Genomic DNA, 23,140 nt, shown 5'->3' with positions numbered 1-23,140 from the left:
GAACTCCGGGTACACGCTCACCGATCCCTTCGCGTCTGGCGCTCGACGATGAGCACCGTCGTCGGCACCTCAAGTACGTCCGCTCCCACGACGACGACATGTCCGTTGACGCCCCCAAGACGCCGCACAGCTGTTCCGTCGCGGTCCAACTCCTCCTGCGCGCGCTCGCCCTTGAGCGCCACCATCCGCCCGCCACCCTTGAGCAGGGGGAGGCACCACCGCGCGAGCTTGTCGAGCGGAGCAACAGCCCGCGCGGTCACCACGTCACAGTTCTTGAGGCGGTCCTTGACCGGACCCTCCTCGGCCCGCCCGCGGACCACCGCCACGTTGCTCAGGCCGAGCTTCTCGACGACCTCTTCGAGCCACGCGATCCGCCGCGCCATCGGCTCCAGGAGCGTGACCCGGAGATCGGGTCGAGCAATCGCCAGCGGCACGCCCGGCAGCCCGGCACCGGAGCCCACGTCGACAACCCGCTCGTTCGGCTGGATCACCTGCTCGATGACCGCCGAGTTGAGCACGTGCCGATCCCAAATCTTGTCGACCTCACGGGGCCCGATGAGCCCCCGCTCGACGCCGTGCTCCTCCAGGAGCCTGACGAACTCGGCGGCACGCTCGACGTGCTCACCGAAGACGAGCTTCGCGTTGTCGGGCAACTCCCCGGCCATGTTCTCCGTCCGACGTTTCACGTGAAACCACGCGGCGGCGGCGTTCCGGCGGCCGGTGGAAAAGCTGGCGAATGCCAGGGCACCATCATGACGGATGCACCGTGTGCTCCGCCAAATCCTGAGCACCGTTTCACGTGAAACTTGAGGCAAATCGTGAGACCACCCATCCACACCGTCTCCTGGGGCGGTCCGGGCACCATCTCGACCATGGCGCACCCACCCGGCGGCATCCCGATCGAGGACCGGACGGCGTGGAGCCGACGGAAGCGTGGCGGCTGATCTCAGAGGCAGGCGGGCTCTCGATGCCGGACACGGGGGAGTAGTCGAACTGGCAGGAGACGTGGCGGGCGGCGCGGGTTAGGAAGTTTCACGTGGAACGGCGATCGCTGCGGTGGCTGGTCGCTGCAGTGACTGGCCGCGGCGGAATCTTCGGGCGCGGCGGTCGCCAAGCGCCAAAGAGCACAGCGGGGAAGACAGCGGGGGAGCGCAGCGTCCGCGAGGAGGGTCCCCTCCCCGCGGCTCCCTCCCCGGAGACAGCGAACGGCCCCTGGCTCCAACCGGAACCAGGGGCCGTAGGGCCGAACCTTCAGAGCATCACGGCTTCGGGAAGACGATGACCCGGCGCTGCGGCTCCTCGCCCTCGCTCTCGCTGTGCACGCCCGCGACCGCGGCCACGGCGTCGTGCACGACCTTGCGCTCGAACGGGGTCATGGGGTGCAGGCGGGCGCGCTCGCCGGATGCGGCGACCTTCTCCGCGGTGGTGCGGCCGAGTTCGGCGAGCTCGGCGCGGCGGCCGGCGCGCCACTGGGCGATGTCCAGCATCAGGCGGGAGCGGACGCCCGTCTCCTGCTGGACGGCGAGGCGGGTGAGCTCCTGGAGCGACTCGAGCACGTTGCCGCGGGGGCCGACGAGCTTCGAGAGGTCCTCGCCGCCGTCGATGCTGACGACCGCGCGGCCGCCCTCCACGTCCAGGTCGATGTCACCGTCGTAGTCCAGCAGGTCCAGCAGGCGCTCGAGGTAGTCACCCGCGATGTCGCCTTCCTGGACGAGCAGGTCCTCGGTCTTGCCCGGCGACTGCGACTCCGACTCTGACTGCGTCTCCGACTGCGGCTCGGCCTCGTCCGACGACGACGCCTCCACGTCGGTCGCCTGCAAGGTCTCCGACACGATGTCTCCTCTCCGGGGCGAACGCCCGAAATCAGCGGCGCTTCTTGCTGCCCGGCTTCTTGCTGGTGGATCGGCCTGGGGTCAGGCCGGGAATCTCGGTGTTGGAGTTGCCGTTCACGTCGGCCGGGGAGTCCGGCTTCTGCGCGGCCGGCGAGCCGCCGGGGCCCGCGGTCGGCATGCGCTTCGCACCGTTGGCCGGCTTGACGCCGGGTGCGGGCTTCTTCGGGTTGACCGGCTTCACGCCCGGCTTGGGAGCGAGGGCCTGGCGGGTGGTCACCGCGGTGGCCTTCTTCTCCTCTTCCTCCGCGTCGATGCGGCGGTAGACGACGTACTGCTGGCCGAGCGTCCACGCGTTGTTGGAGAGCCAGTACAGCAGGATCGCGACGGGGAAGAAGAAGCCACCGACCAGGACGCCGATCGGGAACAAGTACAGGGTCAGCTTGTTCATGATGGCCGTCTGCGGGTTGTCCAGCGCGGCCTGGTTCTGGCGGGCGACCGAGTGGCGGGCCGTGAAGTGGGTCGCGATGGACGCCACGATCATCAGCGGCACGGACACGAGGATGACGTTCAGGCGCTCGGTGCCGAACTGCGCGAGCTGGTCGGCCGGCATCGTGATGAACGTCGACAGGTTGGTGCCGAAGAGCTTGGCGTTGACGAACGAGTCGACGCCCTGCTTGTCGAAGAAGTAGACCTCGCCCCAGCCGGGCTTGAACGACCGCAGCACGTGGAACAGACCGATGAACACCGGGATCTGCACCAGCATCGGCAGGCAGCCGCCGAGCGGGTTCACGCCGTGCTCGGACTGCAGCTTCTGCATCTCCTGCGCCTGGCGCTGGCGGTCGTTCGGGTACTTCTTCTTGATCTTCTGCATCTCCGGGGCGAACTCCTGCATCCGCCGCATGGAGCGCACCTGGCCGACGAACGGCTTGAACAGGATGGCGCGCAGGGTGAAGACCAGGAAGATGACGGACAGCGCCCAGGCGAAGCCGCTCGACTCACCGAACACCTTGCCGAACACCCAGTGCCAACACCACAAGATGAAGGACACCGGGTAGTAGATGAAGTTGAGCACGAGCTACTCCTCGGTGGATACATCGGGGACCTGCCGCCTCGGCGGTACCGGGTCCAGGCCTCCAGGGTGCCAGGGTCCGCAGCGCAGCAACCGGCGGATGGTCAGCCAGGTTCCGCGGAACGCCCCGTGGACGGTCAACGCCTCCACCGCGTACGCACTGCAGCTCGGGTAGAAGCGGCACGTGGGCGGCAGCAGGGGCGAGATGAAACGCCGGTAGAAGTGCACCGGCAACAGCGCGACCTTCGCGGGCAACGTGGTCATCGCAGCACCTTCCGCAGAGCGGAGGAGAAGTCGGCGGCCAGGTCGGCGCTCGACGCCACCGCTGCAGAAGGCAACGCACGCACCACGACGAGAGTTCCGGCGGGCATGCCGGAGAGGTGTTCGCGCACCACGTGCCGCAGGCGGCGGTAGACGCGGTGGCGAACGACGGAGTTGCCGACGGCCTTGCTCACGACGAAGCCCACCTTGGACGAATCCAAGGTGGGCACGTCTGGCGTCAAGGCGTGGACGACCAACCGGGGCCGTCCAGCGCGGCGGCCTCGGCGAACCACCAGGCCGAAGTCCTGGCTGCGGGTGAGCCGGGCGGCCGCTGGAAGCACGACGACGCTGCGCTTACCAGCTGTCAGGCAGACAGCGTGGCACGGCCCTTGCTGCGGCGCGCGGCCAGAATGGCGCGGCCGGCGCGGGTCCGCATGCGCAGCCGGAAGCCGTGCGTCTTCGCGCGGCGGCGGTTGTTGGGCTGGAAGGTGCGCTTACCCTTGCTCACGGTCGGTTCTCCCGGTGCTTCACTGCTGACAAAGCCTCTGTGGTCGTCCCCGACGGCAGTAGACGTAGGCGCGCGAAAGGCGCCCGTCGCAAGCGGGAGACTCATCTGAGGGTACGCACCCCCGGGTGCCGCGACCAAATCGGGGTGGGCCAAGCCACGTCTTGTCGGGCGCCCGCACCCTTGTTACCGTTCTTCCCTCGCGCGTGCCGGGCCGGTGTGGGAGCCGCCAGCACCGGCTACACAACGCACCTTTTAGTGCACAGTTGTGGATAACTCTGTGGATACCTCTATTCTCCGTGTCCACATGTGGAGTCACGGACTCCGGTGGAGGGGAGGGGAGCGCGGGGTGTCGAACCAGCAGGTCGACCTTGGTCACGTGTGGGCCGAGGTGGTGCAGGAGCTGGCCGCGAGCCACCTGTCCCCTCAGCAGCGCGCGTGGATGAGGGTCACCCGTCCGATCGGTCTGCTGGACGGGACCGCCCTGCTCGCCGCACCGAGCGACTTCGCGAAAGAGGCGATCGAACGCGCGCTGCGCGACCCGATCACCGACGCGCTGTCCCGCAGGCTCGGCCGTTCCGTCTCGCTGGCGGTGAAGGTCGACTCCCCGGAACCGGTCAGCCCGCCGACCGCGCCGATCTCGGTCCACGCCGTCCAAGCGGCGCAGGTGGTGCAGCCCGTTCCGGTCGCGCCGGTCCCTCCGGTCGTCGTCACCGGCGACACGCCCGGCCCCGTGGACGAGGGTGCGGAGCCCGCGGAGGGCAGCGACTCGGACGAGGTCGACGAAGCCGGCGACGCGCTCGCCGCCGTCACCGAGATCTGGCCGACGTTCAACTCCGCGAGCTCGGCCACGGCCGCACCGCCCAACGGGAACATGCCGTACACCCGGCCCGCGAACCCGTCGCCGTCGCAGACCCGGCTGAACGAGAAGTACAACTTCGACACGTTCGTCATCGGCGCCTCGAACCGGTTCGCCCACGCCGCCGCGGTCGCGGTGGCCGAAGCACCGGCCCGCGCCTACAACCCGCTCTTCATCTGGGGTGAGAGCGGCCTCGGCAAGACGCACCTGCTGCACGCCGTCGGGCACTACGCCCAGCGCCTGTTCCCCGGCATGCGCGTGCGGTACGTGTCGACCGAGGAGTTCACCAACGACTTCATCAACTCGCTGCGCGACGACCGCAAGGTCGCCTTCCAGCGCCGCTACCGGGACATCGACGTCCTCCTCGTGGACGACATCCAGTTCCTGGAGGGCAAGGAAGGCACGCAGGAGGAGTTCTTCCACACGTTCAACACGCTCCACAACACGAACAAGCAGATCGTGGTGTCGAGCGACCGGCCGCCCAAGCGGCTGGAGACGCTGGAGGACCGCCTGCGCACGCGGTTCGAGTGGGGCCTGATCACGGACATCCAGCCGCCCGAGCTGGAGACCCGGATCGCGATCCTGCGCAAGAAGGCGGCCCAGGACCGGCTCGCGGCCCCGGCCGACGTGCTGGAGTTCATCGCCTCCCGCGTGGAGCGGAACATCCGCGAGCTGGAGGGCGCGCTCATCCGCGTCACGGCGTTCGCGTCGCTCAACCGCCAGCCGGTCGACATCCAGCTCGCCGAGATCGTGCTGCGCGACCTCATCCCGGACTCGCACGCGCCGGAGATCACCGCCCCGACGATCATGGCGGTCACCGCCGAGTTCTTCGGCGTCTCGATCGACGACCTGTGCGGTCCCGGCAAGACGAAGGCGCTCGCGCAGGCACGGCAGATCTCCATGTACCTGTGCCGCGAGCTGACCGACCTGTCGCTGCCCAAGATCGGTCAGACGTTCGGCGGCCGCGACCACACGACCGTCATGCACGCGGACAAGAAGATCCGCAAGGAGATGGCAGAGCGCCGGCGCATCTACGACCAGGTCCAGGAGCTCACCTCCCGGATCAAGCAGCGCGCCCGCCACGCTCCCTGATCCCACCCGGGTAAGACGCCAAGGGGTTCCTCCACCGCGGAGGGACCCCTTCTTCTTCGCGCCGCGTCCGCGCCACGCGGTGAGCTCTCACCCAGGCGGGAGCGGCCGCGAGGTCCCCGCACACCCAGGGAGGGGACGGGGGAGCGCCGCGCGACCCGGGTGGAGAGGGGCGGCCGGGCCCAGGTGGAGGAGGCGTGGAGGAGGTCCAACCGGGTGCGGAGCGGGCAACATCGTCTGCCCGCGCACTCGAAGGGGTGGGGACAACTGGAAAAGTGTGAGACCCGGGCCACGATCCGGCCACGAAAGCCTGTTGAACACCCGGGTACAACTGCCCCGCACCCGGGGACGCACCCGGGGACAACTGTGGACGATCTGTGGATCGAGACCTGTGTACAACTGGCTGTCCCCGGGTGCGCCGGTTTGTCCCCGGGTGCCATCCCCCTGTAGTCCACATGGGGTGAGGTGTCTTGACCTGGGCGTTCAAGGGATGTCCACACAATCCACAGCCCCTACTGTTACTGCTGTTGATCTCTTCAAGAGAAGTTCTTCAAAAGCAAAACAGCGTGGACGGCTCCCGGGGATCGGTGCCCGAACCCCGAAGTGACGCGGAGGGCCAGGACGCTCTACCGTGGTGCTCCGCCCTCGGCCATCGAGGACACTCAGGCCGGGACGAGGCTCCCCCACCCCCACTGGCACGTTGTCGTGGTCGGGCTTGTCGACTGTCGAGGAAAGGACGCCTCATGAAGATCCGCGTCGAGCGCGACGGCCTGGCCGACGCCGTCGCCTGGGTCGCACGCAGCCTCCCGTCCCGTCCGCCCGTTCCCGTGCTGGGCGGCGTGCTGCTCGACGCGGAATCGGAAGACTCGCTGACCGTCTCCGGGTTCGACTACGAGGTCTCCGCCCAGGTCGGTGTCCCCGCCACGATCGCCGACGGTGGCCGCGCCCTCGTCTCCGGCCGTCTGCTCGCCGACATCACCAAGGCGCTCCCGAACCACCCCGTCGAGATCGCGGTCGACGGTGCTCGCATGACGATCAGCTGTGGCAGTGCCCGGTTCAGCCTCCCGACGATGCCGGTCGAGGACTACCCCGCGCTGCCGTCCATGCCGCAGCTGATCGGTGAGCTCCCCGGCGAGGTCTTCGGCGAGGCGGTCAGCCAGGTCGCCGTCGCGGCCGGCAAGGACGACACGCTCCCGATGCTCACCGGCGTCCGGGTCGAGATCGGTGAGGGCAAGCTGACCCTCGTGGCGACCGACCGGTTCCGCCTGGCGATGCGCGAGTTCCCGTGGGAGCCCGACGCGTCCCTCGGCGAGGTCGCCGTCCTGGTCCCCGCCCGCACCCTCGGCGACGCTGCCAAGACGCTCGGCTCCGGCGGCAGCAAGGTCGAGATGTCGCTCGCGGCCAACGACGGGCTGCTCGGCCTGTCCGGTTCCGGCAAGCGCACGACGACCCGCCTGCTCGACGCCGACTTCCCGAAGTACCGCCAGCTGCTGCCCTCCGAGCACTCGGCCGCGGCGATCATCGACATCGACGCCCTGCAGCAGGCGATCAAGCGCGTGTCGCTGGTCGCCGAGCGCGGCACCCAGGTCCGCCTCGAGTTCGTGGACGGCGGCCTGCGCCTGTCCGCCGGTGGCGACGACGAGGGGTCGGCCGAGGAGGAGCTGCCGGTCGAGTACACCGGCGAGCCGGTCACGATCGCGTTCAACCCGGGCTACCTGCTCGACGGCCTCGGTGCCGTCCGCACGCAGAAGGTCCACTTGTCCTTCACCACACCCAGCCGACCGGCGTTGCTGAAGCCGGTGGACGAGGATGGGAACGTGGCGCCGGGCTACCTGTACCTGCTGATGCCCGTCCGCCTTCCCGGCTGAGAAAACCCTTACCGGGTACCAGAAACGTTAGGGGAGAACACCGTGCAGCTCGGACTCGTCGGCCTCGGCAAGATGGGTTTCAACATGCGCGAGCGGGTGCGCCGTGCCGGTCACGAGGTGATCGGCTACGACCGCAACCCGGAGGTCAGCGACTCGGAGTCGCTGGCGGACATGGTGTCCAAGCTCGAAGCACCGCGCACGGTGTGGGTGATGGTGCCGGCCGGCGAGATCACCAGGAACACGGTCAAGGAGCTCAAGGAGCTGCTGGAGCCGGGTGACCTGGTCATCGACGGCGGCAACTCGAAGTTCACCGACGACCAGGTCCACGCCGAACTGCTCGCGGAGAAGGGCATCGGCTACCTCGACTGCGGTGTGTCCGGCGGCGTGTGGGGCCTGGAGAACGGCTACGCGCTCATGGTCGGCGGTGCCGCCGAGCACGTCGAGCAGGCGCAGCCGATCTTCGACGCGCTCCGCCCCGAGGGTCCGCGCGAGGAGGGCTTCGCGCACGCGGGCAAGGTCGGTGCCGGCCACTACTCGAAGATGGTGCACAACGGCATCGAGTACGGCCTGATGCAGGCGTACGCCGAGGGCTTCGAGCTGCTCGACAAGACCGATGTCGTCGACAACGTGCCCGGCGTCATCACGGCGTGGCAGCGCGGCACGGTCGTGCGCTCGTGGCTGCTCGACCTGCTGGTGCGCGCGCTCGAGTCCGACCCGGAGCTCGACGACCTGCGCGGGTACGTCGAGGACTCCGGCGAGGGCCGGTGGACCGTCGAGGAGGGAATCAACAACGCGGTGCCGCTGCCGGTGATCTCCGCCGCGCTCTTCGCCCGGTTCACCTCCCGCCAGGAGGACTCGCCGGCCATGCGCGCCGTCGCCGCTCTGCGCAACCAGTTCGGCGGTCACTCGGTGCACCTCGCCGGTCCGTCGTCCGGTTCGGGCAGCACCCAGGGCTAACGGGTGCACGTCAGACACCTCCAGGTCAGCGACTTCCGCTCGTGGGAGCGGGCCGACCTGGCCTTCGAGCCCGGTGTGTCGGTGCTCGTCGGGCGCAACGGCCAGGGCAAGACGAACCTGGTCGAGGCGCTCGGGTACGTGGCGACGCTGGGCTCGCACCGCGTCGCCACGGACGCACCCCTGATCCGGCACGGCGCCCAGCGCGCCGTCGTGCGGACGGCCGTGGTCAACGACGACCGCGAGCTGCTCGTCGAGATCGAGATCACGGCGGGCAAGGCGAACCGGGCCAGGATCAACCGCGGGCCGGTCCCGCGTCCGCGTGACGTGCTCGGCATTCTGCGGACCGTGCTGTTCGCGCCGGAGGACCTCTCCCTCGTGCGCGGCGATCCGGGGGACCGGCGGCGGTTCCTCGACGAGGTGCTGGTGCTGCGCTCGCCGAGGTTCGCGGGCGTGCGCAGCGACTACGACCGGGTGCTGAAGCAGCGCAGCGCGTTGTTGAAGACGGTGAAGCACAGCAGGTCGGCCGACCTGTCGACGCTCGACGTCTGGGACGGGCACCTGGCCAAGCACGGCGCCGAGCTGCTGGCCGCGCGGTTGAAGCTGGTCCGCGACATGGCGGACCACGTGACCACGGCCTACGCGGAGGTGGCGCCGGAGTCGCGACCGGCGCTCATCTCCTACCGGTCGAGCGTCGGCGACCTGCCGGAGGACCGGGAGAGCATCGAGGACCTGCTGCTCGCCGAGCTGGACCGGGTGCGCAGGCAGGAGATCGAACGGGGGGTGTGCCTGGTCGGCCCGCACCGCGACGACCTCGAGCTGACGCTGGGCGAGCTCCCCGCGAAGGGCTACGCCAGTCACGGAGAGTCGTGGTCGTTCGCGCTCGCGCTGCGGCTCGGCGGGTACGAGCTCATGCGTGTCGACGGCATCGAACCGGTGCTCGTGCTGGACGATGTGTTCGCGGAGCTCGACCGCGGCCGGCGCCGGCAGCTCGCGAAGGTCGCTGCCGCCGCGGAGCAGGTGCTGATCACCGCCGCGGTGGCGGAGGACGTGCCGGACGAGCTCAGCGGCGCCCGGTTCGAGGTGCACGGCGGGGAGGTGCGGCGTGTCTGAGCGAAGGCCTGACTCCGGGGGTACGGACCCCCAAGATGTAGCTCGATCGGGTGTGTCCGCCCACACATCTGGGGACAAGTCTGTGGATGGTGTGGATAACTCCGTCACAAATCGGGACTTGTCCACAGGTTCATTCACACCTGAGGGTGAGCAGCTGCGAGGTTCGGACCTCGCGCGGGCGGCGCTGGAGGCCGCGAAGGCCAGTGCGAAGGCCCGCGGCCGCACGCCCGGCAGCAAGGCGAAGGGCCGACCGGTCAACCGCAGCCGTCGGCGCTGGTCGGGGCCGGGACCGGACGACCGCGACCCCCAGGCGATCGGCCGCATCGCGTCGCGGATCGCCGCGGACCGCGGCTGGGTCGAGCAGCTGCAGGGCGGCCAGGTGTTCGGGCGGTGGGCGAAGCTGGTGGGGGAGGAGCTCGCCGAGCACGCGCAACCGATCACTCTCAGTGATGGTGAGCTGACGGTCCAGGCGTCGTCCACGGCGTGGGCCACCCAGCTGCGCCTGCTCCAGCGCGACCTGCTGAAGAGGATCGCGGCCGGGGTCGGCAACGGTGTCGTGACCCGGCTCAGGATCAAAGGCCCCGACGCACCCAACTGGCGTCACGGGCCCAGGCACGTTCCCGGCCGCGGTCCGCGTGACACCTACGGGTGAGCCGCTGTCAAGGGCTCAGCGGCCGTTCTGTGGCTCAATGAGCGTTCACCTGGGGATTTGAACCCCCTTTTCGGCCGTCCGCACCCATCCACGCGCGCTTGAGGGCGTCTGTGACCGAATCAAAGGTGTCCTTGACCCCGTTCTGTCGGTGTGCCCCGGTAGAATCAGGGGAGAGCGTCACCACAACCCGGGAAGTCGGGGAACACAGTGCGGGCCCCGCCCGCATCAGCGAGGAGACTCCAGGCCCGTGTCAGCTAAGAAGAATGAGTACGACGCGTCCTCGATCACCGTCCTCGAGGGTCTTGAGGCAGTGCGCAAGAGGCCGGGCATGTACATCGGCTCGACCGGTGAGCGCGGTCTGCACCACCTCGTCCAAGAGGTTGTGGACAACTCGGTCGACGAGGCGATGGCCGGCTTCGCGACGACGGTCGACGTCACCCTGCTCGCCAACGGCGGCGTCCGGGTCATCGACGACGGCCGCGGCATCCCCGTCGACGTGCACCCGGTCGAGGGCAAGCCGACCGTCGAGGTCGTGCTCACCGTGCTGCACGCGGGCGGCAAGTTCGACAGCGACTCCTACGCGGTGTCCGGCGGTCTGCACGGCGTCGGCATCTCCGTGGTGAACGCGCTGTCCACGGCCGTCGAGGTCGAGATCAAGCGCCAGGGCTACGTCTGGAGCCAGCGCTACGAGAACTCGAAGCCCGCGCACGACCTGCGCCAGGGCGAGCCGACCGACGAGACGGGCACGACCGTCACGTTCTGGGCGGACCCGAACATCTTCGAGACCACCGAGTACAACGTCGAGACGATCGCACGCCGGCTGCAGGAGATGGCGTTCCTCAACAAGGGGATCACCATCGTGCTGCGCGACGAGCGGGTCTCGGAGGAGGACGAGGAGGCCGACGCCGAGGGCCACCAGGCCGCGGTGAAGGAACGCGTCTACCACTACCCGGGTGGTCTGGAGGACTTCGTCCGCCACATCAACCACACGCGCGAGGCCGTGCACCAGAAGGTGATCGGCTTCGAGGCGCAGGGCGAGGACCTGCAGGTCGAGGTCGCGATGCAGTGGAACACCGGCTACACGGCCTCGGTCTACACCTTCGCGAACACGATCAACACGCACGAGGGCGGCACGCACGAGGAGGGCTTCCGCGCCGCGCTGACGCGCGTCGTCAACGAGTACGCGCGCGAGAAGAAGCTGCTCAAGGAGAAGGACACCAACCTCACCGGCGACGACATCCGCGAGGGTCTCGCCGCGATCATCTCGGTGAAGTTGAAGGAGCCCCAGTTCGAGGGCCAGACGAAGACCAAGCTGGGCAACAGCGAGGCCAAGTCGTTCGTGCAGAAGTCGACGAACGAGCACCTGGCCGACTGGTTCGAGCGCCACCCCAACGAGGCCAGGGCGATCGTCACCAAGTCGGTGTCGTCGGCGCAGGCCCGCATCGCCGCCCGCAAGGCCCGCGAGCTGGTCCGCCGCAAGGGCGCGCTCGACATCGGCGGCCTGCCCGGCAAGCTCAAGGACTGCCGCTCGACCGAGCCGGAGCGCTGCGAGCTCTACATCGTCGAGGGCGACTCGGCAGGCGGCTCGGCCAAGGAGGGGCGCGACTCGATGTACCAGGCGATCCTGCCGATCCGCGGCAAGATCATCAACGTCGAGAAGGCCCGCATCGACCGCGTCCTCAAGAACACCGAGGTCCAGTCGCTGATCACGGCACTGGGCACCGGCATCCACGACGAGTTCGACCTGTCGAAGCTGCGCTACCACAAGATCGTGCTGATGGCCGACGCCGACGTCGACGGCCAGCACATCCGCACGCTGCTGCTCACGCTGCTGTTCCGCTTCATGCAGCCGCTCATCGAGCACAACCACGTCTACCTCGCGCAGCCGCCGCTCTACAAGATCAAGTGGCAGCGCGCGGAGCCGGAGTACGTCTACTCCGACCGCGAGCGCGACGCCGTGATCAAGGCGGGCCTCGAGGGCGGCAAGCGCCTGGGCAAGGACGACAACATCCAGCGGTACAAGGGTCTCGGCGAGATGAACGCCGAGGAGCTGTGGGAGACCACGATGGACCCGGCGAACCGGATCCTGCGGCAGGTCACCATGGACGACGCGGCCACCGCCGACGAGCTGTTCAGCGTGCTCATGGGCGAGGACGTCGAGGCACGCCGTTCGTTCATCACCCGCAACGCCAAGAGCATCAAGTTCCTGGACATCTGAGTCCGGCTTGCGCACCTAGGCGTCCTGGCGTTTCTGGCGAGAAGGAAAGAGAACAGTGACCGAGACGACTCTGCCGCCGGACCACGACCGCATCGAGCCGGTCGAGATCCAGCAGGAGATGCAGAACTCGTACATCAACTACGCGATGTCCGTCATCGTGGGTCGTGCGCTGCCGGACGTGCGTGACGGGTTGAAGCCCGTGCACGTCCGCGTTCTGTACTCGATGTTCGACTCCGGCTTCCGTCCCGACCGCGGCTTCAACAAGTGCGCCCGCGTCGTCGGCGACGTGATGGGCAACTACCACCCGCACGGCGACTCGGCGATCTACGACGCGCTGGTGCGCCTCGCGCAGCCGTGGGCGCTGCGCTACCCGCTGATCCAGGGCCAGGGCAACTTCGGCTCGCCGGGCAACGACCCCGCCGCCGCCATGCGGTACACGGAGTGCCGGCTCTCCCCGTTGGCCATGCACATGCTGGCCGACATCGAGGAAGAGACCGTCGACTTCCGCGACAACTACGACGGCCGCATCCAGGAGCCGACGGTCCTGCCGTCGCGCATCCCGAACCTGCTGATCAACGGCAGCTCCGGCATCGCGGTCGGCATGGCGACCAACATCCCGCCGCACAACCTCCGCGAGGTCGCGGAGGGCGTCGTGTGGGCGCTCGACAACCACGAGGCCTCCGACGAGGAGACCCTCGAAGCGATGATCGCCCGGATCAAGGGCCCGGACTTCCCGACGTACGGCCAGATCCTCGGCACCTCCGGCATCGAGGACGCCTACCGCACCGGCCGCGGCTCGGTCCGCATGCGCGCCGTCGTCGAGATGGACGAGGACGCCAAGGGCCGCACGATCCTGGTCGTCACCGAGCTGCCGTACCAGGTCAACCCGGACAACCTGGTCGAGAACATCGCCGCCCTGGTGCGCGACGGCAAGCTCACCGGCATCGCGAACATCGCCGACGAGTCGAACCGCCGCATCGGCATGCGCATCGTGATCACGCTCAAGCGCGACGCGGTGGCCAAGGTCGTGCTGAACAACCTCTACAAGCACACCCAGCTGCAGTACTCGTTCGGTGTCAACATGCTGGCGCTGGTCGACGGCGTGCCGCGCACGCTGCGGATCGACCAGATGATCCGCCACTACGTGAAGCACCAGATCGAGGTCATCCAGCGGCGGACCAGGTTCCGCCTGCGCAAGGCCGAAGAGCGCGCCCACATCCTGCGCGGACTGGTGAAGGCGCTCGACCAGCTCGACGCCGTCATCGCGTTGATCCGCCGGTCCGAGACCCCGGACATCGCGCGCACGGGCCTGATGGACCTCCTCGAGGTCGACGAGATCCAGGCCAACGCGATCCTGGAGATGCAGCTCCGCCGCCTGGCCGCCCTCGAACGCCAGAAGATCATCGACCAGCTGGCCGAGATCGAGCTGGAGATCGCGGACCTCGCCGACATCCTCGAGAAGCCCGAGCGGCAGCGCAAGATCGTCCGCGACGAGCTCATCGCGATCGTGGACAAGTTCGGCGACGACCGCCGCACGAAGATCATCCCGTTCGACGGCGACGTGTCCATGGAGGACCTGATCGCGGTCGAGGACGTGGTCGTCACGATCACCCGCACCGGCTACGCGAAGCGCACCAAGACCGACCTCTACCGGGCGCAGAAGCGCGGCGGCAAGGGCGTGCAGGGCGCGCAGCTCAAGCAGGACGACATCGTCGCCCACTTCTTCGTGTGCTCCACCCACGACTGGATCCTGTTCTTCACGAACAAGGGCCGGGTGTACCGCGCGAAGGCGTACGAGCTGCCCGAGGCCAACCGCAACGCCCGCGGCCAGCACGTCGCGAACCTCCTCGCGTTCCAGCCGGAGGAGGAGATCGCGCAGGTCATCCAGATCAAGAACTACGACGTGTCGCCGTACCTCGTGCTCGCGACGCGCAAGGGTTTGGTCAAGAAGTCCAAGTTGTCCGACTTCGATTCCAACCGATCGGGTGGACTAATCGGCATCAACCTGCGCGAGGACGACGAGTTGGTCGGAGCCGTGCTGTGCTCGGCTGATGACGACCTGCTCATGGTGTCCGCGGACGGCCAGTCGATCCGCTTCCACGCGACCGACGACGTGCTGCGCCCCATGGGCCGCGCCACCTCGGGCGTGCAGGGCATGCGGTTCAACGCCGACGACGAGCTGCTTTCCGTCGGCGTCGTCCAGGAGGGTCTCTTCGTTTTGGTCGCGACGGACGGTGGGTACTCGAAGCGAACTCCGATCGAGGACTACCCGGTCCAGGGTCGGGGCGGCAAGGGTGTGCTGACCATTCAGCACGACCGCCGACGTGGCAGGCTGGTCGGAGCGCTCATCGTCGACGTCGACGACGAGCTCTACGCCATCACCTCGAGCGGCGGGGTCATCCGGACCCGCGCCGAGCAGGTGCGCAAGGCAGGCCGGCAGACGAAGGGCGTGCGGCTGATGAACCTCGGCGAAAGCACCACTTTGATCGCGGTCGCACGCAACGCGGATGAGCCCAGCGACGTCGTTAACGGTGAGACGTCTGCCGCGGAGGGCTCTGCCGCCGACCAGGCAGAAACCCCGACCGACTCGGCTGAGTAGTCGGGCATCAGCGAGAGGCCAAGGACAAGCTCGTGACTCCACCCGAGAACCGCGAAGGCCGGGACGCGGACAAGACCGCGGTGATCACCAAGCCGACGCCGCAATCCGCGGCGAAGTCGGCCGACGACGCCGGGAAGACCGCGCCCGCGGCCTCCGGTTCCTCGGGTGGGAACGGGCAGGACACCTCGGCCCAGGACAAGACGAAGCCGGTCTCCGCCGACACGGCCAAGGCCGTTCCGGCCGAGGAGAAGACGGCCGCGGTGGCGGCGCCGGCCGCCGAACCCGCCGCACCGGCGGAGGAGCCGGCCGTCACCACGCCGCCGCCCTGGCAGCGCGTGACGAACGACACGGAGGGCACCCAGCAGGACGCCTACGTGGCCCCGACCGCACCGCCCGTGCCGTCGGCGTCGGAGCCCGCCCCGGCGTTCCCCGACACCGACCCGGACACCGTGAAGGTGCAGAAGCCCGTGGTCGGGGGCTCGGCCGTCCCGGTCGGCCTGGGCAGCAGCCGCACGTCGGTGAACCTCGGCACGGGCGGCGCACGCCCCGCCGCGTCCACCCCGTCGGCCCGCCGTCCCGGCCGCGGCCCGCGCCGCGCCTCGCTCCAGATCAAGCGCGTCGACCCGTGGTCGGTGCTCAAGCTGGCCCTGGTGCTCGGCGTTGCGCTGTTCTTCGTCTGGCTCGTGGCCGTCGGCGTGCTCTACGGCGTGCTGCACGGCATGGGCGTCTGGGACAAGATCAACAGCACCGCGAACGACCTCCTCCAGGCCAACGAGCCGGGGGAACCGCTGATCAGCGCCGGTCGCGTCTTCGGCGTCTCGGCGATCATCGGCGCGGTCAACATCGTGCTGTTCACCGCCCTCGCGACCGTCGGCGCGTTCGTCTACAACGTGTCCGCGGATCTGGCTGGTGGCTTGGAGTTGACGCTCTCCGAGCGAGAGTGACCCCCGATTTGGGAGCGGCGAGGACGATCCTGTAAGGTCTTCCTCGTCGCCCCGAGAGGGTGACAGTTGATCGAGGGCCTATAGCTCAGGCGGTTAGAGCGCTTCACTGATAATGAAGAGGTCGGAGGTTCAAGTCCTCCTAGGCCCACTCGATTCGAACTTCTCTCGAATCATCATCGTTTCTGTCTGGATTTCGAGTTCCAGAGCCCCGGCTGGACATCTGCGAAGCCTGTAGGCTGTGCGGTACGTCGGGGCCATCACAGTCTTGTTGGAGGGGTTCAGAGTGGCTAAGAAGCTCATCGCGCTCGTCGTGGTCGCCGGTGCGGTCCTGTTCTTCGTGAAGCGCAGCCGTTCCGCCAAGGCCGACGCGGACCTGTGGCGCGAGGCGACTGCCCCCACCGACTGAGCTTCGATCTCGCGGGCGGCCTGCCGCGTCGCCCCCAAGGTCTCGGGGACGTAGCTCAATTGGCAGAGCACCGCCTTTGCAAGGCGGGGGTTAGGGGTTCGATTCCCCTCGTCTCCACGTATCACCGGCTCGTGCTCGCAAAGAGCGCGAGCCTTTTACGTTCCGAGTGTTTTCTGGGGGCCGAGCCCCCAGACCCCAGCCGGGCGGCTCCGCCCCCGGACCCCCGGCCCGGCTGGCCTTCGGCCTCCCCGGACCCCCGGCCCGGCTGGCCTTCGGCCTCGCCGGACCCCCAGGCCGAGCCCAGACCGGATTTCCCGGCCAGACCCGCGTTGGGCGTCGCCAGATTCCCGGCCGGACTTGCCCTTGGCTTCCGTCGGACTCGCCGCGTTGTTCGCGCCGGACCCTCAGCCGCGCACCGCCCTCAGCCCTTCGCCGAGAACCCGGTCGGACTCGCCTTCGCGGTTCCTTCGCCAGGACTCACCAGGCTCGCCTTCGGTGGCCCATTTACGGGAGTGCAAGGCGGAAGCCCTGTTCGCGGCGTTGCGAACAGGGCTTCGAAAGGGTGGTGAAGGGTGTGTCAGGCGGATGCCAGGGTGCGCTGCTTCGAGGACTGGCGGAGCTTGTCGATCGACCAGGCGCCGGCACCGGTGCAGGCCAGCAGGAGGAACGCCCACGAGTAGACCGCGGCGAGCTCGCCGCCGTTCTGGATCGGGAGCAGGCCCTTCGGCTGGTGCACGATGAAGTAGGCGTAGGCCATGGCGCCCGAGCTGAGCAGCGCTGCCCAGCGGGTCCACAGGCCGATGACGATGAGACCGCCGCCGATCAGCTCGATCAGGCTCATGGGGCCGGCCGGCCAGGACAGCAGCTCGGTTCCCTTCATCACCTTCTGCACGCCGTGCATGACGAAGAACAGTCCGATCACGATGCGGAACAGCCCCAGGGCGTGCTCTCGTCGTTGCTCCAGGAACTCCATGGTCTCGGGTCCTTCCGAGGCGAGGGGCGGGTAACAGGGCACAAAAGGTATGGACCAATTTAGAGTGTGCCGGTAGAGGCGCCATCGGTATCTGGTTGACTGTTGCCCCTATGAAACGAGCACTGCTGCTGCCCCTGCTCGGCGTCCTCGCCGCGTGCGGGTCCCAGGTCGCCCAGAACGTGCCGGTGCCCGCCACGTCCGTTCCGCCGGTCGTGACCACGACCAGCGCAGCACCGGCAGTGCCCCCCGCGCCACAGCCCGTGAAGGACGGCGCGTGCCCCTACCTGCCGACGACGTTCGTGGCCGAGGCGAACGGGCAGCGGGTGCCGAAAGTGAAACTGTCAACGGACGAACCGCACCCGGCGTGTTTTTTCTACGCCAACGCGACTGAGGTCCAGTTGACCGTGCGCGTGTACGCGGGCGACCAAGGGGTCGCCAAGAAGATCGTGAACGAGGCGGCGCCGGACGGTTCACAGCCCGCCAACTCACCCACCGGGTGGACCGGGGGGTACGTGAGCAGCAACAGCGGCGTCGTCTACGCCGTGGCGAAGAGCGACGCCGCTGTCGTGGTCACTACCAACCAGAAGCAGTCGATCAAGGCTCGTCGGATCGCGGAAGAAGCGATCAAGAACCTCGGCTTGTAGCTACTTGACGGGTTCCTTCTGGGTCGGGACCTGGCCGTTGAGGACGGGCTCCGCGTGCGGGGCCTGCTCCTCCTCGTGCAGGTGGACCTCCTCGGGGCGCCGCGTCAGTGCGACGTAGCCGGCTGCCGCGGCCGCGATGAGCAGGCCCAGCACCCACGGCCACCGGCGGCGCTTCGGAGCCTCGGCACCGAGGTTCGCCGCGGCCTTGCGGAGCTCCTTGGCGCGGACCTTGGCGTCCTTCCTGGCGTGCTTGGCCGCCTTCCGCACCTCCTTGCGCACGACCTCGGCCTTGGTCATGAGGTCGGCACGCGTCTGAGCGCTCTTCTTGGCGAGGCGCTTGCGGGACTTGCGGGTCTGCTTCTCCCAGTCCTCCGCCTTGCCCATGAGCTGGTCGGCGCGGTCGACGAGTGCGCCGCGGACCTGGTCGGTCGTGATGCCACGCTCGGCGAGCTTGACCTCTGCGACGTGACCAGCGCGAACGACACCCTCACGCGCGGCCTTCAGACCGGTGCCGACAGCCTTGCCAACCGATTCGCCGGCGCGGGTCATGACGTCCACCTCGTCCATCCTCTGCTCCACACGTTGTCGTCCGGTGATGTCAATAGAGGTACCCATCGTGCCCGTTTCTGAACATCTCCGCCCGTGATGGCACGATGGGGTGGTGGCTGACAGCAATGAATCCTTCGTCGGGACCAAGGTGACGGCGACCCTGCACACCACGCAGGGCGACATCCGGCTCACCCTGTTCCCCGACCACGCCCCCAAGACGGTGGCGAACTTCGTCGGGCTCGCCGAGGGCTCGAAGGAGTACACCGAAGCGAACGCGAGCGGCACGAAGTCGGGTCCGTTCTACGACGGCACCCTGTTCCACCGCGTCATCGCGGGCTTCATGCTCCAGACCGGTGACCCGACCGGCACCGGCCGCGGTGGCCCCGGCTACCGCTTCGCCGACGAGTTCACCTCCGACCTGCAGTTCAACCGCCCGTACCTGCTGGCGATGGCGAACGCGGGGCCCAACACCAACGGCTCCCAGTTCTTCATCACGGTGGCGCCCACGACGTGGCTGAACTTCAAGCACACGATCTTCGGTGAGGTCGCCGACCAGGAGTCGCGCAACGTCGTCGACGCCATCGGTGGCACGGCGACCGGCGTGAACGACCGCCCGGTCAACGACATCAAGATCGAGCGGGTCACGATCGAACGCGCGTGAGCGACGCTCTGGTCCCACCGGACGGGCCGATCGGAGCGCAGCCGGAGATGCCGGTCTGCGCACGTCATGCCGATCGGCCCACCCGGCTGCGCTGCACGAGGTGCGACCGTCCGGCGTGCCCGGACTGCCTGCGCGAGGCCGCCGTCGGCAGCCAGTGCGTCGACTGCGTCAACGAGGGCCGCAGGTCGGGCCGGCGCTCGCAGACCCTGGTGGGGGCCGAGCAGACCGACGGACGCCTGGTCGTCACGCCCGTGCTGATCGTGCTGAACGCGCTCGCGTTCGTCGTCACCGCGGTGCAGGCGGGCAACCCGCTGCTGAACCAGCGTTCCGCGATCTTCCTGGAGTCCGCGCTCCAGCCCGTCCTCGTCGCCAACGGCGAGTGGTGGCGAATCCTGACCTCGGGGTTCATGCACATCGGCCTCTGGCACCTGGTGCTCAACATGGCGGTGCTCTACATCGCCGGGTCGAGCGTCGAGCCCGAGCTGGGCCGGCTGCGGTTCACCCTCGTCTACTTCCTGGCGCTGCTGGGCGGCAACGCGGCGGCGTTCTACTTCGGTGCGGCCGGTGGCCTGCTCGCCGGTGCGTCCGGTGCGGTGTTCGGCATCATGGGCGCGCTGATCGTCGTGTGGCGGCGCAAGAAGCGCGACATCTCGACGGTCGTGGTGATCGTGGTGATCAACCTCGTGTCGAACCTCTTCACCAACGCCTCACTGCTCGCCCATCTCGGCGGGTTCGTGATCGGCGGCCTGCTGACGCTCGCGATGGTCAAAGCGCCGCGCGAAAACCGGAACCTCTACCAGCTCGGCGCCGTGACGGCCGCGGTCGTGTTGCTGGCGGGCATGTTCGCGTTGCGGGCGAGCGAGCTCAGGACTCTCATCGGGATCTGAGTCACGGGCGCAGTGCGTGCAGCACGCTCGCCACTTCTTCCGGGTCGGCGCCGAGGTCCAGTTTCGTGAGCACCACGAGACGGTCGTCGGCGTCGAGCTCCAACGCCTGCTGTTCCCGGCCGAGCCTGCGCGTGTGCTGCAGCTTGACCTTCACCTCGTGCCACGCCAGGTGCGTGGTGCTCGCGAACCCGCGCACCGCGATGCCGTTCGCGTCCGCGCTCAGCCGCGGGCGGGCGAGGGAGGCGAACGCGGCGAGGTAGCTGACCAGCAGCGTTGCCAGCCCGACGAGGAGACGGCCGGCGTTCTCGGTGGTGATGACCGTGGCGAACGCGAGCAGGGCGGCGGACACCCAGGCGGCGGCGACGAGCGGCGCGGGAGTGGACCAGGAGCGAGTCACAGCGTCGAGTGTCCCGCATGAAATGTGGACAACTGAAGTGCGGAAGAGGCGCTTGTGCAATTTCGCGCAAAGTTGTCCACAGGGGTTGTCCCCAATGGGGATGACTTACAACCATGTGCTTCGGTGACGCCCACGTGAACCAGGTGAACGTGGCATGGACGAACATCGGCCCGGACGAGTGAACGTCCGGGCCGTCGATGACCAGTCGTGACAGGGGGCGGACTTACCGCCAGCGCATCGTCATCAGCAGACCGATGATCATCAGCGCGAAGCCGATGGCGAAGTTCCACGCGCCCAGCTCGAGCATGAACGGGATCTTCTCGGCCGCGATGTAGTTCACGACGAGCCACGCGAGGCCCAGCAGCATGAAGCCGAGCATGATGACGACGTAGACCGGGTGGGACGGCCCCGCTGCCTTGACCTTGACCGGCGTACGGCGGTCAGTGGGTGCGGTGTAGACCGCCTTCTTCCGGACCTTGGACTTGGGCATGCTGTCCTCGCCTGACGTGGATGTCTCTGAGTGCGCGAGTTTACGTGCACTACTCAGCAGACACGTTAACGTAGCCGAGGTGGTGAGCGAACCACCTGGCAGACGCAGTTGTAATCCGTTCACAGTCCGCGCGGAGGTTCTCAGGTGAACTCGGGACCGCAGCAGCCGCCTCCACGGCGTCCTGCACCCCGTCGTGACGACCTGCGGCACGTGCGCTCGGCACCTTCACCGCAGCCGCTGCCGCCCGCGGACGCCACGCAGTTCACCAGTGCCTTCTCCGGCAGCCTGCCCCCGCCCACCGCTCCGCCGCGCCACCCCGGCCCGCCGCAGGGCCCGCAGCCGACCCCACCGGGAGGCGTGCCCCGCGGCGCGGCGCCCGGCCCGCGGGCATTCGGCCCGCAGGCACCCGGCCCGCAGAACGGCTGGCGGCCCGGCCCGCCCCCCGGCGCACCCCAGGGCCCGCCCCGAGGAGCACCGCAGCGCCCCCGTCCACGGCCGGTCGACCCGCCGACGGAGATCATCGAGCCGGTCGAGGACGACTACGACGACGAGTACTACGACGACGACGATTACTACGACGAGGACGAGAAGGACGCGCTCCCGCCGGAGAGCTTCCGCCGCAAGGCCGTCCGCGGCTTCGGCGAGGTGCTCATCACGATGGGCCTCGTCGTGCTGCTGTTCGTCGTCTACGAGGTCTACGTGACCGACCTGTTCTCCGCGCAGAAGCAGGACGAGGTCACCGCGGCGCTCGACTCCGAGTGGAACTCGAACACCGTCACGCCGCCCCCGGCCGACCCGAACCGCCAGTCGCAGCTGAACCTCATCGAGGGCAAGGCCTTCGCGAAGATGTACATCCCCGTCTTCGGCAACGACTGGAAGTTCTCCGTCGTCGAGGGCACCACCGACAAGCACCTCGAGATCGGCCCCGGCCACTACAAGGACACCGCGCAGCCCGGCCAGCCCGGCAACTTCTCCATCGCGGGGCACCGCGTCGGCAAGGGTGCGCCGTTCAACGACCTCGACCTGCTGGAGTCCTGCAACGCGATCGTCGTGCAGACCCAGACCCAGTGGTTCGTCTACCGGGTCCTGCCGATGAAGAACGAGGTCGCCGGCTGGGCGAACAACCCGAAGGCCAAGGAAGCCGCCTGCACCGGCATCGCCCCGCTGTCCACGACGCTGGGCGAGGCCTACGCCAAGACCGTCGGCCAGGAGATCGTGGTGCCGAGCCAGGGCGAGGTCATCGCCCCGGTTCCCCACCAGCCGAACGCGGCGGTGCCGCCGGAGCAGCAGGCCCGCCTGCTCACCCTGACCACCTGCCACCCGCGGTTCTCCGACAAGCAGCGCCTGATCGTGCACGCCATCGAGACCAAGAGCTACCCGGTCGCCGACGGCTTCGTGCCGCCCGAGATGACGGAGGCCTGATGTACGGCTGGATCTGGCGGCACCTGCCGGGCCCGCTGTTCCTGCGCGTCGCCGAGGCGGTCGTGCTCGTCCTCGGCATCGTGGCGCTGCTGATGTTCGTCGTGTTCCCGTGGGCCGAACCGCTGCTGCCGTTCAACAACGTCACCACCCAGTGAGGTGCGCCTCCGCGAGGCGCAGGTACTCGCGGACGTAGGTGCGGAACGGCTCCGGGTCCGTGTCGTACTGCCCCAACGCCCAGTAGACGTCGTCGTCCTCGCGCGAGAACTGGAACGTGATGTGGAACGTGCGGTCCTTCCACTCCGCACGGGGCTCGCCGGCGAGGACCTTCCGCGCGGCGTCCCGGCCGAGGAACCACTCGGCCTGCTCCGAGGTCATCGGCTCGACGCCCAGCTCGACGAGCATCTGCCGGGCCAGGTCGTAGGTCTCGCTCATGCGCTGCTGGACCGGTGACTCACCGGCCAGCTCCCGCATCGCCGGGGTGTCCAGACCCGCGAGCAGCAGGTCGCAGGCGAACCCCACGGTGTCCCTGCTGTCGAGCCGGCCGTCGGTCAGTTCGGCGTTGAAGAATGCCAAGCGTTTGCGCAGGTCGTCGTTCACGGTCTTGTCCCCAGGATCTCGTCCACCGCACGCGCGACGTCGGCCGCCAGCGTGCGCATCTCGGCGCGAACGCCGTCGGTCTCCCGATCATCCGGCAGGCGACCGAGATCGGTGTTCACGCACCCGGTGTCCGCATCGGCGCGACCGGAAA

At 68.5% G+C, this 23,140-nt stretch carries 25 protein-coding genes, 2 tRNA genes and 1 pseudogene; 16 read left to right on the top strand and 12 right to left on the bottom strand.

The features are described 5' to 3' along the window. Window positions 1–17: 17 nt before the first annotated feature. The 6 genes from rsmG to rpmH form a co-directional block, all read right to left on the bottom strand. The gene (gene rsmG / locus ACZ7CF_RS14445) at window positions 18–665 is read right to left on the bottom strand and encodes a 16S rRNA (guanine(527)-N(7))-methyltransferase RsmG (protein ID WP_470369990.1); all 648 of its coding nucleotides are present in this window, start codon (window positions 663–665) and stop codon (window positions 18–20) included. Window positions 666–1,259: 594 nt separating this feature from the next. Then, the gene (locus ACZ7CF_RS14440) at window positions 1,260–1,832 is read right to left on the bottom strand and encodes a Jag family protein (protein ID WP_360397093.1); all 573 of its coding nucleotides are present in this window, start codon (window positions 1,830–1,832) and stop codon (window positions 1,260–1,262) included. Window positions 1,833–1,863: 31 nt separating this feature from the next. After that, on the bottom strand, window positions 1,864–2,904 hold the full coding sequence (yidC, locus tag ACZ7CF_RS14435; RefSeq protein ID WP_360397092.1) for a membrane protein insertase YidC: 1,041 nt from the start codon (window positions 2,902–2,904) through the stop codon (window positions 1,864–1,866). 3 nt (window positions 2,905–2,907) lie between these two features. After that, window positions 2,908–3,165, bottom strand: a complete 258-nt coding sequence (gene yidD / locus ACZ7CF_RS14430) for a membrane protein insertion efficiency factor YidD (protein ID WP_360397091.1) — start codon at window positions 3,163–3,165, stop codon at window positions 2,908–2,910. Further along, entirely contained in the window at window positions 3,162–3,503 is a 342-nt protein-coding gene (gene rnpA, locus ACZ7CF_RS14425) for a ribonuclease P protein component (RefSeq protein WP_360397090.1), read from the bottom strand. Before rnpA ends, yidD begins: the two co-directional genes overlap by 4 nt. Before the next feature lie 23 nt (window positions 3,504–3,526). Further along, entirely contained in the window at window positions 3,527–3,670 is a 144-nt protein-coding gene (rpmH, locus tag ACZ7CF_RS14420; RefSeq protein ID WP_030465619.1) for a 50S ribosomal protein L34, read from the bottom strand. A 346-nt stretch (window positions 3,671–4,016) separates the two neighbouring features. On the opposite strand from rpmH, the gene dnaA reads away from it, so the two are divergent. The 11 genes and pseudogenes from dnaA (at window position 4,017) to ACZ7CF_RS14365 (ending at window position 16,486) form a co-directional block, all read left to right on the top strand. Then, on the top strand, window positions 4,017–5,618 hold the full coding sequence (gene dnaA / locus ACZ7CF_RS14415; protein WP_470369755.1) for a chromosomal replication initiator protein DnaA: 1,602 nt from the start codon (window positions 4,017–4,019) through the stop codon (window positions 5,616–5,618). Window positions 5,619–6,358: 740 nt separating this feature from the next. Further along, complete coding sequence (gene dnaN, locus ACZ7CF_RS14410; RefSeq protein WP_360397088.1) at window positions 6,359–7,483, top strand: DNA polymerase III subunit beta; 1,125 nt, start codon at window positions 6,359–6,361, stop codon at window positions 7,481–7,483. Between the two features lie 42 nt (window positions 7,484–7,525). Then, the gene (gene gnd / locus ACZ7CF_RS14405; protein WP_360397087.1) at window positions 7,526–8,440 is read left to right on the top strand and encodes a phosphogluconate dehydrogenase (NAD(+)-dependent, decarboxylating); all 915 of its coding nucleotides are present in this window, start codon (window positions 7,526–7,528) and stop codon (window positions 8,438–8,440) included. 3 nt (window positions 8,441–8,443) lie between these two features. Continuing rightward, a complete protein-coding gene (recF, locus tag ACZ7CF_RS14400; RefSeq protein ID WP_360397086.1) occupies window positions 8,444–9,550 on the top strand; it encodes a DNA replication/repair protein RecF in 1,107 nt (368 codons plus the stop codon). 118 nt (window positions 9,551–9,668) lie between these two features. Continuing rightward, entirely contained in the window at window positions 9,669–10,202 is a 534-nt protein-coding gene (locus ACZ7CF_RS14395) for a DciA family protein (protein WP_360397085.1), read from the top strand. 247 nt (window positions 10,203–10,449) lie between these two features. Further along, window positions 10,450–12,420 carry a DNA topoisomerase (ATP-hydrolyzing) subunit B gene (gyrB, locus tag ACZ7CF_RS14390; RefSeq protein WP_360397084.1) on the top strand — a complete coding sequence of 657 codons (1,971 nt, stop codon included), beginning with the start codon at window positions 10,450–10,452 and terminating at the stop codon, window positions 12,418–12,420. 55 nt (window positions 12,421–12,475) lie between these two features. Further along, window positions 12,476–15,019 (top strand): DNA gyrase subunit A, encoded by a 2,544-nt coding sequence (gene gyrA, locus ACZ7CF_RS14385; protein WP_470369754.1) that lies wholly within the window; start codon window positions 12,476–12,478, stop codon window positions 15,017–15,019. A 260-nt stretch (window positions 15,020–15,279) separates the two neighbouring features. After that, complete coding sequence (locus ACZ7CF_RS14380) at window positions 15,280–15,963, top strand: DUF3566 domain-containing protein (RefSeq protein WP_360397112.1); 684 nt, start codon at window positions 15,280–15,282, stop codon at window positions 15,961–15,963. A 74-nt stretch (window positions 15,964–16,037) separates the two neighbouring features. Continuing rightward, window positions 16,038–16,111 (top strand) — tRNA-Ile (locus ACZ7CF_RS14375). A 135-nt stretch (window positions 16,112–16,246) separates the two neighbouring features. Beyond that, window positions 16,247–16,366, top strand: a pseudogene (locus ACZ7CF_RS14370) (DLW-39 family protein); the annotation flags it as partial. A gap of 47 nt (window positions 16,367–16,413) precedes the next feature. Beyond that, window positions 16,414–16,486: transfer RNA gene (locus ACZ7CF_RS14365), tRNA-Ala, on the top strand. A 460-nt stretch (window positions 16,487–16,946) separates the two neighbouring features. On the opposite strand, the gene ACZ7CF_RS14360 is transcribed toward ACZ7CF_RS14365, so the two are convergent. Further along, window positions 16,947–17,342 carry a DoxX family protein gene (locus ACZ7CF_RS14360; RefSeq protein ID WP_360397082.1) on the bottom strand — a complete coding sequence of 132 codons (396 nt, stop codon included), beginning with the start codon at window positions 17,340–17,342 and terminating at the stop codon, window positions 16,947–16,949. 110 nt (window positions 17,343–17,452) lie between these two features. Between ACZ7CF_RS14360 and ACZ7CF_RS14355 the strand changes: the two genes are divergently transcribed. Further along, on the top strand, window positions 17,453–17,986 hold the full coding sequence (locus ACZ7CF_RS14355) for a DUF2020 domain-containing protein (RefSeq protein WP_470369753.1): 534 nt from the start codon (window positions 17,453–17,455) through the stop codon (window positions 17,984–17,986). Here ACZ7CF_RS14355 and ACZ7CF_RS14350 read toward each other — a convergent pair whose 3' ends face one another. Then, window positions 17,987–18,553 (bottom strand): hypothetical protein, encoded by a 567-nt coding sequence (locus ACZ7CF_RS14350; protein ID WP_360397080.1) that lies wholly within the window; start codon window positions 18,551–18,553, stop codon window positions 17,987–17,989. 94 nt (window positions 18,554–18,647) lie between these two features. Between ACZ7CF_RS14350 and ACZ7CF_RS14345 the strand changes: the two genes are divergently transcribed. After that, window positions 18,648–19,196 (top strand): peptidylprolyl isomerase, encoded by a 549-nt coding sequence (locus ACZ7CF_RS14345; RefSeq protein ID WP_360397079.1) that lies wholly within the window; start codon window positions 18,648–18,650, stop codon window positions 19,194–19,196. Then, window positions 19,193–20,083, top strand: a complete 891-nt coding sequence (locus ACZ7CF_RS14340) for a rhomboid family intramembrane serine protease (protein ID WP_470369752.1) — start codon at window positions 19,193–19,195, stop codon at window positions 20,081–20,083. Before ACZ7CF_RS14345 ends, ACZ7CF_RS14340 begins: the two co-directional genes overlap by 4 nt. Window position 20,084: 1 nt before the next feature. Here ACZ7CF_RS14340 and ACZ7CF_RS14335 read toward each other — a convergent pair whose 3' ends face one another. Together ACZ7CF_RS14335 and crgA are read right to left on the bottom strand one after the other, a co-directional pair. Continuing rightward, window positions 20,085–20,480 carry a PH domain-containing protein gene (locus ACZ7CF_RS14335; RefSeq protein WP_458429830.1) on the bottom strand — a complete coding sequence of 132 codons (396 nt, stop codon included), beginning with the start codon at window positions 20,478–20,480 and terminating at the stop codon, window positions 20,085–20,087. A 223-nt stretch (window positions 20,481–20,703) separates the two neighbouring features. Further along, window positions 20,704–20,970, bottom strand: a complete 267-nt coding sequence (crgA, locus tag ACZ7CF_RS14330; RefSeq protein ID WP_065915483.1) for a cell division protein CrgA — start codon at window positions 20,968–20,970, stop codon at window positions 20,704–20,706. Between the two features lie 210 nt (window positions 20,971–21,180). Between crgA and ACZ7CF_RS14325 the strand changes: the two genes are divergently transcribed. Continuing rightward, window positions 21,181–22,392 (top strand): class E sortase, encoded by a 1,212-nt coding sequence (locus ACZ7CF_RS14325; protein ID WP_470369751.1) that lies wholly within the window; start codon window positions 21,181–21,183, stop codon window positions 22,390–22,392. Further along, window positions 22,392–22,547, top strand: a complete 156-nt coding sequence (locus tag ACZ7CF_RS14320; RefSeq protein ID WP_360397075.1) for a hypothetical protein — start codon at window positions 22,392–22,394, stop codon at window positions 22,545–22,547. The genes ACZ7CF_RS14325 and ACZ7CF_RS14320 overlap by 1 nt, the downstream gene beginning before the upstream one ends. On the opposite strand, the gene ACZ7CF_RS14315 is transcribed toward ACZ7CF_RS14320, so the two are convergent. Both ACZ7CF_RS14315 and ACZ7CF_RS14310 read right to left on the bottom strand, forming a co-directional pair. Further along, the gene (locus tag ACZ7CF_RS14315) at window positions 22,534–22,989 is read right to left on the bottom strand and encodes a hypothetical protein (RefSeq protein WP_470369750.1); all 456 of its coding nucleotides are present in this window, start codon (window positions 22,987–22,989) and stop codon (window positions 22,534–22,536) included. The genes ACZ7CF_RS14320 and ACZ7CF_RS14315 overlap by 14 nt on opposite strands. Then, the gene (locus ACZ7CF_RS14310) at window positions 22,986–23,108 is read right to left on the bottom strand and encodes a hypothetical protein (RefSeq protein ID WP_470369749.1); all 123 of its coding nucleotides are present in this window, start codon (window positions 23,106–23,108) and stop codon (window positions 22,986–22,988) included. Before ACZ7CF_RS14310 ends, ACZ7CF_RS14315 begins: the two co-directional genes overlap by 4 nt. Window positions 23,109–23,140: the final 32 nt, after the last annotated feature.

It is taken from the genome of Lentzea sp. NPDC036955, assembly GCF_055608005.1.
This window is presented reverse-complemented; position numbering and strand designations above follow the sequence as displayed.